We start from the raw sequence: 14,116 nt of genomic DNA, 5'->3' as shown, positions 1-14,116 counted from the left end.
GGCCGCAGCCGGGAGCCCGCGAGGAGGAGAGGCGCTACTTGGCCTCGGCCAGCAGCTTCTGGATCCGGGAGACGCCCTCGACCAGGTCCTCGTCGCCCAGGGCGTACGACAGGCGCAGGTAGCCCGGCGTGCCGAAGGCCTCGCCCGGCACCACCGCGACCTCGACCTCGTCGAGGATCAGGGCGGCCAGCTCCACGGAGGTGGCGGGCCGCTTGCCGCGGATCTCCTTGCCGAGCAGCCCCTTCACGGACGGGTAGGCGTAGAACGCGCCCTCCGGCTCCGGGCAGAGCACGCCGTCGATCTCGTTGAGCATCCGCGTGATCGTCTGGCGGCGGCGGTCGAACGCCTTGCGCATCTCCGCGACGGCCTCCAGGTCACCGGAGACGGCGGCCAGCGCGGCGACCTGCGCCACGTTGGAGACGTTGGAGGTGGCGTGCGACTGGAGGTTGGTCGCGGCCTTGACCACGTCGTTCGGGCCGATGATCCAGCCCACGCGCCAGCCCGTCATCGCGTACGTCTTGGCGACACCGTTGACCACGATGCACTTCTCGCGCAGCTCCGGCACGACCACCGGCAGCGAGCAGAACTCGGCGTCCCCGTAGACCAGGTGCTCGTAGATCTCGTCGGTCAGCACCCACAGGCCGTGCTCGGCGGCCCAGCGGCCGATCTCCTCGACCTGCGCACGGCTGTAGACCGCGCCGGTCGGGTTCGACGGGGAGACGAAGAGCAGGACCTTGGTCCGCTCGGTGCGGGCCGCCTCCAGCTGCTCGACCGAGACGCGGTAGCCGGTGGTCTCGTCGGCGACGACGTCGACCGGCACACCGCCCGCGAGGCGGATCGACTCCGGGTAGGTGGTCCAGTACGGGGCGGGCACGATGACCTCGTCGCCCGGGTCGAGGATCGCGGCGAAGGCCTGGTAGATGGCCTGCTTGCCGCCGTTGGTGACCAGCACCTGGGAGGCGTCGACCTCGTAGCCGGAGTCGCGCAGCGTCTTGGCGGCGATCGCGGCCTTCAGCTCGGGGAGGCCGCCGGCGGGGGTGTAGCGGTGGTACTTCGGGGTGCGGCAGGCCTCCACCGCGGCCTCGACGATGTAGCCGGGGGTCGGGAAGTCGGGCTCGCCGGCACCGAAGCCGATCACCGGGCGCCCGGCGGCCTTGAGGGCCTTCGCCTTGGCGTCCACGGCGAGGGTGGCGGACTCGGAGATCGATCCGATACGGGCCGACACCCGGCGCTCGGTGGGGGACTGGACGGGGGGCTCGGAAGGAGTCGCAGCGGTCATGCAGGCATCGTCGCAGACCGGGCACGGACGGGGCACACGCATTGCCCGCCGCACCCCGGCTCCGCCCGTGCGGCGTCTGAGCCGTGGGTGCTCCGGGTGGCGCTGTTCGACGCGGGCCCCCGGAGCACGTACACTCATCCGTCGTTGGCCCCTCACCGGCACGTCCGCTGCACGCACACCGTGCGTACGACCGGATGCGGTAGGTTGGGGGAACCACAAAGGGTCGTAGCTCAATTGGTAGAGCACTGGTCTCCAAAACCAGCGGTTGGGGGTTCAAGTCCCTTCGGCCCTGCTACACGCATCGTTTCCAGGGTGCGTGCATGCGTACGTACTGAAATGCACCGCCGTGCGGCTCAACCGGGCGCGGCACGGCTCACGACCCGGATTCAGGTGAGGACGTAGTGACGGAAGCCCTTGGCTCCACCGCGACGCCTGAGAGCGGTCGTCCCGAGGACGAGGTGGCCGCCAAAAAGGGCCGCCGTGGTGGGAAGCGCGGGAAGAAGGGCCCCTTCGGCCGCCTCGCGCTGTTTTACCGTCAGGTCGTCGCAGAGCTCCGCAAGGTCGTCTGGCCCACGCGGAACCAGCTGTCGACGTACACCACAGTGGTGATCGTCTTTGTCGTCATCGTCATTGGCCTGGTCACCGTGATTGACTATGGGTTCTCCAACGCCGTCAAGTACGTCTTCGGCTGAACCCGCGCGTAGGGCGGCTGCTTCTCGGAGAGCCGCCCCTTCGCACGTTCCACCCCTTGAAGCCAGGAAGAAGCAGCCACGTGTCTGACCCGAACCTGAACGACGCCGTCGACTCCGCCGACGCGGCAGAGGCCGACGCGGTCGCGGCTGCCTCGGCCGAGGTCGAGGGCGACGCTGCGGCCATCGCTGATGAAGAGGGCGCGCAGGAGATCGTCGAGAACGCCGACGGCGTCGACGAGCTCGACGCCGAGGACTCCGCCGCCGGCGAGCCCGCCGAAGAGGCCGCCCTCCACGTCGAGGACGACGCCGAGTCCGAGGCCGCCGCCGCGGTCGAGGCCGACGAGCTGCCCGCCGAGGAGCAGGCCCCGGTCGACCCCGTCGCCGCGCTCCGCGACGAGCTGCGCGGTCTGCCCGGCGAGTGGTACGTCATCCACACCTACGCGGGTTACGAGAACCGCGTGAAGACCAACCTCGAGCAGCGCGCCGTCTCGCTCAACGTCGAGGACTACATCTTCCAGGCCGAGGTGCCGCAGGAAGAGGTCGTCCAGATCAAGAACGGCGACCGCCGCACCGTCCGCCAGAACAAGCTCCCCGGCTATGTGCTGGTGCGCATGGACCTGACGAACGAGTCCTGGGGCGTCGTCCGCAACACCCCGGGCGTCACCGGCTTCGTGGGCAACGCCTACGACCCGTACCCGCTGACCCTGGACGAGATCGTCAAGATGCTCGCCCCGGAGGCCGAGGAGAAGGCCGCCCGCGAGGCCGCCGAGGCCGAGGGCAAGCCGGCGCCGTCCCGCAAGGTCGAGGTCCAGGTGCTGGACTTCGAGGTGGGCGACTCGGTCACCGTCACCGACGGCCCGTTCGCGACGCTCCAGGCCACGATCAACGAGATCAACGCCGACTCGAAGAAGGTCAAGGGCCTCGTCGAGATCTTCGGCCGCGAGACCCCGGTCGAGCTCAGCTTCGACCAGATCCAGAAGAACTAGCTTCTTCCGGACTTACGCTTCCGAACAGGTCAGATCGGCTGCTCGCAGCCTGTCTGACCTGCTCGGTTTTTGGCCGCAGCATGTTACCCGTTATCGTGGTGCGGTATGCCTGCGCGCACTGTGCGCCGGCAAAAAAACTCTCACTAGGACCCGGAGAGAGCAATGCCTCCCAAGAAGAAGAAGATCACGGGGCTTATCAAGCTCCAGATCAGCGCCGGTGCCGCGAACCCGGCCCCGCCGGTCGGCCCCGCGCTGGGTCAGCACGGCGTCAACATCATGGAGTTCTGCAAGGCCTACAACGCCGCGACCGAGTCGCAGCGTGGCATGGTCGTGCCGGTGGAGATCACGGTCTACGAAGACCGTTCCTTCACCTTCGTCACGAAGACTCCGCCGGCCGCGAAGCTGATCCTCAAGGCCGCGGGCGTGGAGAAGGGCTCCGGCGAGCCGCACACCAAGAAGGTCGCGAAGATCACCCGCGACCAGGTGCGCGAGATCGCCGCCACCAAGATGCCCGACCTGAACGCCAACGACCTGGACGCCGCCGAGAAGATCATCGCCGGCACCGCCCGTTCCATGGGTGTCACGGTCGAGGGCTGATCAGCCACCTCGCAGTAACCGTGGAAGGACCGAGCGCGGTCCGTACCACGACTCCATTCACCACTGAGGAGAAGCAGTGAAGCGCAGCAAGACTCTCCGCGCTGCGGACGCCAAGGTCGAGGCGGAGCGCCTGTACGCCCCCCTCGAGGCCGTCCGTCTCGCGAAGGACACCTCCGGCACCAAGTTCGACGCGACCGTCGAGGTTGCCATGCGTCTGGGCGTCGACCCGCGCAAGGCCGACCAGATGGTCCGTGGCACCGTGAACCTTCCGCACGGCACCGGCAAGACCGCCCGGGTCCTGGTCTTCGCGACCGGTGACCGTGCTGCGGCCGCGGAGGCCGCGGGCGCCGACATCGTCGGCTCCGACGAACTGATCGACGAGGTTGCGAAGGGCCGTCTGGACTTCGACGCCGTCGTCGCCACCCCGGACCTCATGGGCAAGGTCGGCCGCCTCGGCCGCGTGCTCGGTCCGCGTGGTCTGATGCCGAACCCGAAGACCGGCACGGTCACCCCGGACGTGGCGAAGGCTGTCACGGACATCAAGGGCGGCAAGATCGAGTTCCGCGTCGACAAGCACTCGAACCTGCACTTCATCATCGGCAAGGTGTCGTTCGACGAGGCCAAGCTGGTCGAGAACTACGCCGCCGCGCTCGAGGAGATCACCCGCCTCAAGCCGTCCGCCGCGAAGGGTCGCTACATCAAGAAGGCGACCATGACGACGACGATGGGCCCCAGCATCCCGCTGGACTCCAACCGCACTCGCAACCTCCTGGTCGAGGACGAGACGGTCTGATCGACCTCTCGTAGCGAGTAAGCGTCACGGGCCGGGCCCCGCATCCTTCCGAGGGTGCGGGGCCCGGCTTTTTGGTGGCGGGCGGGGGCGATTTGCATCCGAAGACACCCTTCCCGTACCTTGTTCCAGAAGCCAAAGACCGCTGGTCGTTGCTGTGCCTTCCTAGCGAAGGTGTGGTGGCCGAAGGATCCGCTAGCTGCGGGCGACCTGCGCAGGTGATTTGTGGTTGAACTCCCGTGAGAACCCCTGGTTCGAACGGTCGAGTGCACGCCCCGAGCGCCTGCGCCGGGGCGTTTCGTTTTGCCCAGGTCCCTTCGCGTGTCTATGCGGTCCGAATCACCCGGAAGGAGGCCGAGGCTCATGGCGAGGCCCGACAAGTCTGCCGCGGTTGCCGAGCTGACGGACAAGTTCCGCAGCTCGAATGCCGCCGTGCTTACCGAGTACCGCGGTCTCACCGTGGCACAGCTCAAGGAGCTGCGCCGTTCGCTCGGTGAGAACGCCCAGTACGCCGTGGTGAAGAACACGCTGACCAAGATTGCGGCCAACGAGGCCGGGATCACCTCGCTCGACGACCAGTTCACTGGTCCGACGGCGGTTGCCTTCATCACCGGTGACCCGGTGACGTCGGCGAAGGGTCTTCGTGACTTCGCCAAGGAGAACCCCAACCTCATCATCAAGGGCGGTGTCCTTGACGGTAAGGCGCTGACCGCTGATGAGATCAAGAAGCTTGCGGACCTCGAGTCCCGCGAGGTTCTGCTCGCCAAGCTGGCGGGTGCCATGAAGGGCAAGCAGTCCCAGGCTGCCGCGCTCTTCCAGGCCCTGCCGTCGAAGTTCGTCCGCACCGCGGAGGCGCTTCGCGCGAAGGTCGAGCAGGGCGGTGCCGGTACGCCGGCTCCCGTCGAGGCCGAGGCTGCCGCCGAGTAATCCAGGCTCACGCCTGAATTCCTCGCGCCCGTCACGGTCGCAGCGGGCCCGTAGTACGCCCGCCGAAATGTACATCCGGCACCAGCCGAATTAGTGGAAGGACCGCCATCATGGCGAAGCTCAGCCAGGACGACCTGCTCGCCCAGTTCGAAGAGATGACCCTCATCGAGCTCTCCGAGTTCGTGAAGGCCTTCGAGGAGAAGTTCGACGTCACCGCTGCCGCCCCGGTCGCCGTTGCCGCCGCCGGTGGCGCCGCTGCCGCCGCCGAGGCCGTCGAGGAGCAGGACGAGTTCGACGTCATCCTCACCGCCGCCGGTGACAAGAAGATCCAGGTCATCAAGGTCGTGCGTGAGCTGACCTCCCTGGGTCTGAAGGAGGCCAAGGACCTCGTCGACGGCACCCCGAAGGCCGTCATCGAGAAGGCCGACAAGGCCACCGCGGAGAAGGCCGCCGAGGCCCTCAAGGGCGCCGGCGCCTCCGTCGAGGTCAAGTGACCTTCGGAGTCTGCTGACTCTCTCCTGCGCGGCCCGGCGCGTCCGGGCGGCGTATAAGTTTCAAGGGCGATCACCCATGCGGGTGGTCGCCCTTGGGCGTTCCCGCGACGGCTGCCTTGCCCCGGGCGCGGGGGCGAGTATGGTGATCTTCGTTGTCTGCCGGAAGCGCGCGAGAGGGCGGTCGGGCGACGGCCGTGGAGACGCCACGGGAGGCGTCCGGAGGCCGAGGGGCCTTGACGAACGGCACGCCGCGCGCAATTCTCAGGACGCGTCGCCACATCGATCCGCAGCCGAGGCATGGATCGACGGCGAAGAGGGAAGCCTTGCTCCAGGCAATGAGGAACAACAGGATCCCGGAGGGAGAGATTGGTATCGCACCGGTCTCCGGAAATCCGCTCTGGACATCAGTGGGCCAAGTGGCTACACTGACCCTTTGCGCTGCCTGTTAGCTGCTCCCTGCCCGTCACCAGGGGCATGCCCACTGTCGAGCACTGCTGATGGAAACCCGCTGAGCTGGGATTCTCTCGTATGCACGGAGTGGGGCCGGTACGCGCGTAGTGAGTCCGAGCCCTCGGAAGGACCCCCTCTTGGCCGCCTCGCGCAACGCCTCGACTGCCAATACGAACACCGGCGCCAGCACCGCCCCGCTGCGCATCTCTTTTGCGAAGATCAAGGAGCCCCTCGAGGTTCCGAACCTCCTTGCGCTGCAGACCGAGAGCTTCGACTGGCTGCTCGGCAACGCCGCCTGGAAGGCTCGCGTCGAGGCTGCGCTGGACAGCGGTCAGGACGTCCCCACCAAGTCCGGTCTGGAGGAGATCTTCGAAGAGATCTCCCCGATCGAGGACTTCTCCGGGTCGATGTCGCTGACCTTCCGCGACCACCGTTTCGAGCCCCCGAAGAACTCCATCGACGAGTGCAAGGAGCGCGACTTCACGTACGCGGCCCCGCTCTTCGTCACGGCCGAGTTCACCAACAACGAGACCGGCGAGATCAAGTCGCAGACGGTCTTCATGGGCGACTTCCCGCTCATGACCAACAAGGGCACCTTCTGCATCAACGGCACCGAGCGTGTCGTCGTCTCGCAGCTGGTCCGCTCGCCGGGCGTCTACTTCGACTCCTCCATCGACAAGACGTCCGACAAGGACATCTTCACCGCCAAGATCATCCCGTCCCGGGGTGCCTGGCTGGAGATGGAGGTCGACAAGCGCGACATGGTCGGTGTCCGCATCGACCGCAAGCGCAAGCAGTCCGTGACCGTCCTGCTCAAGGCTCTCGGTTGGACGACCGAGCAGATCCTCGAGGAGTTCGGCGAGTACGAGTCCATGCGCGCCACCCTGGAGAAGGACCACACCCAGGGCCAGGACGACGCGCTGCTCGACATCTACCGCAAGCTGCGTCCGGGCGAGCCGCCGACCCGCGAGGCCGCGCAGACGCTGCTCGAGAACCTCTACTTCAACCCCAAGCGCTACGACCTCGCGAAGGTCGGCCGCTACAAGGTGAACAAGAAGCTCGGCGCGGACGCCCCCCTCGACGCCGGTGTGCTGACGGTCGACGACGTCATCGCGACGATCAAGTACCTGGTCAAGCTGCACGCGGGTGAGCTGGAGACGGTCGGCGAGAACGGCACCTCGATCGTCGTCGAGACCGACGACATCGACCACTTCGGCAACCGTCGTCTGCGCAACGTCGGCGAGCTCATCCAGAACCAGGTCCGCACGGGTCTGGCTCGTATGGAGCGCGTCGTCCGCGAGCGGATGACCACCCAGGACGTCGAGGCGATCACGCCGCAGACCCTGATCAACATCCGGCCGGTCGTCGCCTCCATCAAGGAGTTCTTCGGCACCAGCCAGCTGTCCCAGTTCATGGACCAGACGAACCCGCTGTCGGGCCTGACCCACAAGCGCCGTCTGTCCGCGCTGGGCCCGGGTGGTCTGTCCCGTGAGCGGGCCGGCTTCGAGGTCCGAGACGTCCACCCGTCGCACTACGGCCGCATGTGCCCGATCGAGACGCCCGAAGGCCCGAACATCGGTCTGATCGGCTCGCTCGCTTCGTACGGCCGCGTCAACGCGTTCGGTTTCGTCGAGACCCCGTACCGCAAGGTCGTGGGCGGCGTCGTCACCGACGACGTGGACTACCTGACTGCCGACGAGGAAGACCGCTTCGTCATCGCGCAGGCGAACGCCCCCCTCACCGAGGACATGCGTTACGCCGAGTCGCGCGTGCTGGTCCGCCGCCGTGGCGGCGAGATCGACTACATCGCCGGCGACGACGTCGACTACATGGACGTCTCCCCGCGCCAGATGGTGTCGGTCGCGACCGCGATGATCCCCTTCCTCGAGCACGACGACGCCAACCGCGCGCTCATGGGATCGAACATGATGCGCCAGGCCGTTCCGCTGATCAAGGCGGAGGCCCCGCTGGTCGGCACCGGCATGGAGTACCGCTGTGCGGTCGACGCCGGTGACGTCATCAAGGCGGAGAAGGACGGTGTGGTCCAGGAGGTCTCCGCGGACTACGTCACCGTCGCCAACGACGACGGCACGTACAACACGTACCGGGTCGCCAAGTTCTCCCGCTCCAACCAGGGCACGTCCTTCAACCAGAAGGTCGTCGTGGACGAGGGCGCCCGGGTCGTCTCCGGCCAGGTGCTCGCCGACGGTCCGTCCACGGACGAGGGCGAGATGGCCCTCGGCAAGAACCTCCTCGTGGCGTTCATGCCGTGGGAGGGTCACAACTACGAGGACGCGATCATCCTGTCGCAGCGCCTCGTGCAGGACGACGTCCTCTCCTCGATCCACATCGAGGAGCACGAGGTCGACGCCCGTGACACCAAGCTCGGCCCGGAGGAGATCACCCGGGACATCCCGAACGTCTCCGAGGAGGTCCTCGCCGACCTCGACGAGCGCGGCATCATCCGCATCGGTGCCGAGGTCGTCGCCGGCGACATCCTGGTCGGCAAGGTCACGCCCAAGGGCGAGACCGAGCTGACCCCGGAGGAGCGCCTGCTCCGTGCGATCTTCGGTGAGAAGGCCCGTGAGGTCCGTGACACCTCGCTGAAGGTGCCGCACGGTGAGATCGGCAAGGTCATCGGCGTCCGCGTCTTCGACCGCGAAGAGGGCGACGAGCTGCCGCCGGGCGTGAACCAGCTGGTCCGCGTCTACGTCGCGCAGAAGCGCAAGATCACCGACGGTGACAAGCTCGCCGGCCGCCACGGCAACAAGGGTGTCATCTCCAAGATCCTCCCCGTGGAGGACATGCCCTTCCTCGAGGACGGCACCCCGGTCGACATCATCCTCAACCCGCTCGGTGTCCCGTCCCGAATGAACCCGGGACAGGTCCTCGAGATCCACCTCGGCTGGCTCGCCAGCCGCGGCTGGAAGGTCGAGGGCGACGAGGACTGGATGAAGCGGCTCCAGGCGATCGGCGCCGACGAGGTCGCCGCCGGCACCAACGTCGCGACCCCGGTCTTCGACGGTGCCCGCGAGGACGAGATCGCCGGTCTCTTCGAGTCCACGATCCCCAACCGCGACGGTGACCGTCTGGTCCTGCCCTCGGGCAAGGCCCGGATGTTCGACGGCCGCTCCGGCGAGCCGTTCCCGGACCCGATCTCGGTCGGGTACATGTACATCCTCAAGCTGCACCACCTGGTCGACGACAAGCTGCACGCCCGCTCGACCGGTCCGTACTCCATGATCACCCAGCAGCCGCTGGGTGGTAAGGCTCAGTTCGGTGGCCAGCGCTTCGGTGAGATGGAGGTGTGGGCGCTGGAGGCATACGGCGCCGCCTACGCCCTCCAGGAGCTGCTGACCATCAAGTCCGACGACGTCACCGGCCGCGTGAAGGTCTACGAGGCCATCGTCAAGGGCGAGAACATCCCCGAGCCCGGCATTCCCGAGTCCTTCAAGGTGCTCATCAAGGAAATGCAGTCGCTCTGCCTCAACGTGGAGGTGCTGTCCTCGGACGGCATGTCCATCGAGATGCGCGACACGGACGAGGACGTCTTCCGCGCGGCGGAAGAGCTCGGTATCGACCTGTCCCGGCGCGAGCCGAGCAGCGTCGAAGAGGTCTGACGGGTCTGGTCGGGGCTCCCCAGTGGAGCCCCGGCCGTCCCCGGACCCCCAGACCATGATGTAGAGCCCAATAACTCGCTGGCGCGAGGGGGCACAAACCCTGAAAGAGGGATTGACGAACAGTGCTCGACGTCAACTTCTTCGACGAGCTGCGGATCGGCCTGGCGACCGCGGACGACATCCGAACCTGGTCCCACGGCGAGGTCAAGAAGCCGGAGACCATCAACTACCGCACCCTGAAGCCCGAAAAGGACGGACTCTTCTGCGAGAAGATCTTCGGTCCGACCCGGGACTGGGAGTGCTACTGCGGCAAGTACAAGCGTGTCCGCTTCAAGGGCATCATCTGTGAGCGCTGTGGCGTCGAGGTCACGCGCGCCAAGGTGCGCCGTGAGCGGATGGGCCACATCGAGCTCGCCGCTCCCGTCACCCACATCTGGTACTTCAAGGGCGTCCCGTCGCGCCTGGGCTACCTGCTCGACCTCGCCCCGAAGGACCTCGAGAAGGTCATCTACTTCGCCGCCTACATGATCACGTGGGTGGACGAGGAGCGCCGCACGCGCGACCTGCCCTCGCTGGAGGCCCACGTCTCCGTCGAGCGTCAGCAGATCGAGCAGCGCCGCGACGCCGACCTGGAGGCCCGCGCCAAGAAGCTCGAGGCCGACCTGGCCGAGCTCGAGGCCGAGGGTGCCAAGGCCGATGTGCGCCGCAAGGTGCGCGAGGGCGCCGAGCGTGAGATGAAGCAGCTGCGCGACCGTGCGCAGCGCGAGATCGACCGCCTCGACGAGGTGTGGAGCCGCTTCAAGAACCTCAAGGTCCAGGACCTCGAGGGCGACGAGCTGCTCTACCGCGAGCTGCGCGACCGCTTCGGCACCTACTTCATGGGTGCGATGGGCGCCGCGGCGCTGCAGAAGCGCCTGGAGTCCTTCGACCTCGACGAGGAGGCCGAGCGCCTCCGCGAGATCATCCGGACCGGCAAGGGCCAGAAGAAGACCCGTGCGCTCAAGCGCCTCAAGGTCGTCTCCGCCTTCCTGCAGACGCGCAACAGCCCCAGCGGCATGGTGCTCGACTGCATCCCCGTGATCCCGCCGGACCTGCGTCCGATGGTGCAGCTGGACGGTGGCCGCTTCGCGACCTCCGACCTGAACGACCTGTACCGCCGTGTGATCAACCGCAACAACCGCCTCAAGCGTCTCCTTGACCTCGGTGCCCCCGAGATCATCGTGAACAACGAGAAGCGGATGCTGCAGGAGGCCGTCGACGCGCTGTTCGACAACGGCCGCCGCGGTCGCCCGGTCACCGGTCCCGGTAACCGCCCGCTGAAGTCCCTCAGCGACATGCTGAAGGGCAAGCAGGGTCGATTCCGTCAGAACCTGCTCGGCAAGCGAGTCGACTACTCGGCCCGTTCCGTCATCGTCGTCGGTCCGCAGCTGAAGCTGCACCAGTGCGGTCTGCCCAAGGCCATGGCGCTGGAGCTCTTCAAGCCGTTCGTGATGAAGCGCCTGGTCGACCTGAACCACGCGCAGAACATCAAGTCGGCCAAGCGCATGGTCGAGCGCGGCCGCACCGTCGTGTACGACGTCCTCGAAGAGGTCATCGCCGAGCACCCGGTGCTGCTGAACCGTGCGCCCACGCTGCACCGCCTCGGCATCCAGGCCTTCGAGCCGCAGCTGGTCGAGGGCAAGGCCATCCAGATCCACCCGCTCGTCTGCACCGCGTTCAACGCGGACTTCGACGGTGACCAGATGGCCGTCCACCTGCCGCTCTCCGCGGAGGCGCAGGCCGAGGCCCGCATCCTGATGCTGTCCTCGAACAACATCCTCAAGCCGGCCGACGGCCGTCCGGTCACCATGCCGACCCAGGACATGGTGCTGGGCCTGTTCTTCCTCACCACCGACGAGGCGGAGCGCAAGGTCATCGGCGAGGGCCGGTCCTTCGGCTCCACCGCCGAGGCGATCATGGCGTTCGACGCCCGGGAGCTCTCGCTCCAGGCGAAGGTCGACATCCGCTTCCCGATCGGCACCGTCCCGCCGCGTGGCTGGACCCCGCCGGTGCAGGAGGAGGGCGAGCCGGAGTGGCAGCAGGGTGACACCTTCCGCCTGCGCACCACGCTGGGCCGCGCGCTCTTCAACGAGCTGCTGCCCGAGGACTACCCGTTCGTCGACTACTCGGTGGGCAAGAAGCAGCTCTCCGAGATCGTCAACGACCTGGCCGAGCGCTACCCCAAGGTCATCGTGGCGGCGACGCTCGACAACCTGAAGGCGGCGGGCTTCCACTGGGCGACCCGTTCCGGCGTCACCGTGTCGGTCTCCGACATCGTCGTTCCCGAGGCGAAGAAGGAGATCGTCAAGGGCTACGAGGCGCAGGACGAGAAGGTCCAGAAGCAGTACGAGCGCGGTCTGATCACCAAGGACGAGCGCACGCAGGAGCTCATCGCGATCTGGACCAAGGCGACCAACGAGGTTGCCGAGGCGATGAACGCGAACTTCCCCAAGACGAACCCCATCTTCATGATGGTTGACTCGGGTGCCCGAGGAAACATGATGCAGATGCGTCAGATCGCCGGTATGCGTGGTCTGGTGTCGAACGCGAAGAACGAGACCATCCCGCGACCCATTAAGGCGTCGTTCCGTGAGGGTCTGTCCGTGCTGGAGTACTTCATCTCCACCCACGGTGCCCGTAAGGGTCTCGCGGACACCGCCCTGCGTACCGCCGACTCGGGTTACCTGACCCGTCGTCTGGTGGACGTCTCGCAGGACGTGATCATCCGCGAGGAGGACTGCGGCACCGAGCGCGGCCTCAAGCTGCAGATCGCGGCCAAGGGTGCCGACGGCGTGCTCCGCAAGGCGGACGACGTCGAGACCAGCGTCTACGCCCGCATGCTGGCCGAGGACGTCGTCGTCGACGGCAAGGTCATCGCGCCGGCCAACGTCGACCTGGGCGATGTCCTCATCGACCAGCTCGTCGCCCACGGCGTCGAGACGGTCAAGACCCGCTCGGTCCTCACCTGCGAGTCCGCGGTCGGCACCTGTGCCTTCTGCTACGGCCGCTCGCTGGCCACCGGCAAGCTGGTCGACATCGGTGAGGCCGTCGGCATCATCGCGGCCCAGTCCATCGGTGAGCCGGGTACCCAGCTGACGATGCGTACCTTCCACACCGGTGGTGTGGCCGGTGACGACATCACCCAGGGTCTGCCCCGTGTCGTCGAGCTCTTCGAAGCCCGTACGCCCAAGGGTGTCGCCCCGATCTCGGAGGCGGCCGGCCGCGTCCGCATCGAGGAGACCGAGAAGACCAAGAAGATCGTCGTCACTCCGGACGACGGCTCCGAGGAGACCGCCTTCGGCATCTCCAAGCGTGCCCGTCTGCTGGTCAGTGAGGGTGAGCACGTCGAGGTGGGCCAGAAGCTCACCGTGGGTGCCACCAACCCGCACGACGTTCTGCGCATCCTGGGTCAGCGCGCCGTCCAGGTCCACCTGGTCGGCGAGGTCCAGAAGGTCTACAACTCGCAGGGTGTGTCGATCCACGACAAGCACATCGAGATCATCATCCGGCAGATGCTGCGCCGCGTGACGATCATCGAGTCCGGCGACGCGGAGCTGCTGCCGGGCGAGCTCGTGGAGCGCTCGCGCTTCGAGGGCGAGAACCGTCGTGTGGTCACCGAGGGCGGTCACCCCGCCTCCGGCCGTCCGCAGCTGATGGGTATCACCAAGGCCTCGCTGGCGACGGAGTCGTGGCTGTCCGCGGCCTCCTTCCAGGAGACGACCAGGGTCCTGACGGACGCGGCGATCAACGCCAAGTCCGACTCCCTGATCGGCCTCAAGGAGAACGTCATCATCGGTAAGCTCATCCCGGCCGGTACGGGCCTGTCCCGTTACCGCAACATCCGGGTGGAGCCCACCGAGGAGGCCAAGGCCGCGATGTACTCGGCCGTCGGTTACGACGACATCGACTACTCGCCCTTCGGCACCGGCTCCGGCCAGGCGGTCCCGCTGGAGGACTACGACTACGGTCCGTACAACCAGTAAGTCGCAAGTCGAGCGCGCAGGGCGGTCACCCCTTCCGGGGGGTGGCCGCCCTGCGGCGTGTTGTCACTCTCACTCGTTCGGCCGGTAGAGTGATCGTCATCTTCGCCGACGGCCCCGTCGCCCGTGCTGGGCCGGGGAAACGGGCCCCGAGCCCCGACGTGCCCCGCGCGTCGGGGTGTCCACCGCGTGTGCATTTGTTTTGACCGCAGCCCATGCGCTAGGTACGCTCTGACCTTGTGCCTGGGGTGTCCCTGGGCTC

General features: G+C 67.1%; 9 protein-coding genes and 1 tRNA gene. 9 read left to right on the top strand and 1 reads right to left on the bottom strand.

Features of this window, described 5'->3' with window-relative positions; genetic code table 11:
• Positions 1 to 34: 34 nt before the first annotated feature.
• Positions 35 to 1,279: a pyridoxal phosphate-dependent aminotransferase gene (locus DXZ73_RS20410; protein ID WP_116212478.1), complete on the bottom strand. Its 1,245-nt coding sequence runs from the start codon at positions 1,277 to 1,279 to the stop codon at positions 35 to 37.
• A 219-nt stretch (positions 1,280 to 1,498) separates the two neighbouring features.
• Here DXZ73_RS20410 and DXZ73_RS20405 point away from each other — a divergent pair.
• The 9 genes from DXZ73_RS20405 to DXZ73_RS20360 all read left to right on the top strand — a co-directional run bounded on the left by DXZ73_RS20405 (position 1,499) and on the right by DXZ73_RS20360 (position 13,857).
• Positions 1,499 to 1,571: transfer RNA gene (locus tag DXZ73_RS20405), tRNA-Trp, on the top strand.
• 109 nt (positions 1,572 to 1,680) lie between these two features.
• Positions 1,681 to 1,971 carry a preprotein translocase subunit SecE gene (secE, locus tag DXZ73_RS20400; protein ID WP_116212476.1) on the top strand — a complete coding sequence of 97 codons (291 nt, stop codon included), beginning with the start codon at positions 1,681 to 1,683 and terminating at the stop codon, positions 1,969 to 1,971.
• An 80-nt stretch (positions 1,972 to 2,051) separates the two neighbouring features.
• Positions 2,052 to 2,957 (top strand): transcription termination/antitermination protein NusG, encoded by a 906-nt coding sequence (nusG, locus tag DXZ73_RS20395; RefSeq protein WP_116212474.1) that lies wholly within the window; start codon positions 2,052 to 2,054, stop codon positions 2,955 to 2,957.
• A 162-nt stretch (positions 2,958 to 3,119) separates the two neighbouring features.
• Positions 3,120 to 3,554, top strand: a complete 435-nt coding sequence (gene rplK / locus DXZ73_RS20390; protein ID WP_116212472.1) for a 50S ribosomal protein L11 — start codon at positions 3,120 to 3,122, stop codon at positions 3,552 to 3,554.
• Positions 3,555 to 3,630: 76 nt separating this feature from the next.
• Entirely contained in the window at positions 3,631 to 4,347 is a 717-nt protein-coding gene (gene rplA / locus DXZ73_RS20385) for a 50S ribosomal protein L1 (RefSeq protein ID WP_116212470.1), read from the top strand.
• A gap of 360 nt (positions 4,348 to 4,707) precedes the next feature.
• Positions 4,708 to 5,271 (top strand): 50S ribosomal protein L10, encoded by a 564-nt coding sequence (rplJ, locus tag DXZ73_RS20380; RefSeq protein WP_116212468.1) that lies wholly within the window; start codon positions 4,708 to 4,710, stop codon positions 5,269 to 5,271.
• 110 nt (positions 5,272 to 5,381) lie between these two features.
• Positions 5,382 to 5,765: a 50S ribosomal protein L7/L12 gene (rplL, locus tag DXZ73_RS20375; RefSeq protein WP_116212466.1), complete on the top strand. Its 384-nt coding sequence runs from the start codon at positions 5,382 to 5,384 to the stop codon at positions 5,763 to 5,765.
• Positions 5,766 to 6,352: 587 nt separating this feature from the next.
• Entirely contained in the window at positions 6,353 to 9,835 is a 3,483-nt protein-coding gene (gene rpoB / locus DXZ73_RS20365) for a DNA-directed RNA polymerase subunit beta (protein WP_116212464.1), read from the top strand.
• Between the two features lie 122 nt (positions 9,836 to 9,957).
• Positions 9,958 to 13,857, top strand: a complete 3,900-nt coding sequence (locus tag DXZ73_RS20360; RefSeq protein ID WP_116212462.1) for a DNA-directed RNA polymerase subunit beta' — start codon at positions 9,958 to 9,960, stop codon at positions 13,855 to 13,857.
• Positions 13,858 to 14,116 lie beyond the last annotated feature (259 nt).

The organism is Streptoverticillium olivoreticuli subsp. olivoreticuli (assembly GCF_003391135.1).
GTDB classification, from domain to species: Bacteria; Actinomycetota; Actinomycetes; order Streptomycetales; family Streptomycetaceae; genus Streptomyces; species Streptomyces blastmyceticus.
Note: the sequence above shows the minus strand (reverse complement) of the source record. Positions and strands in the feature narration are given on the sequence as shown.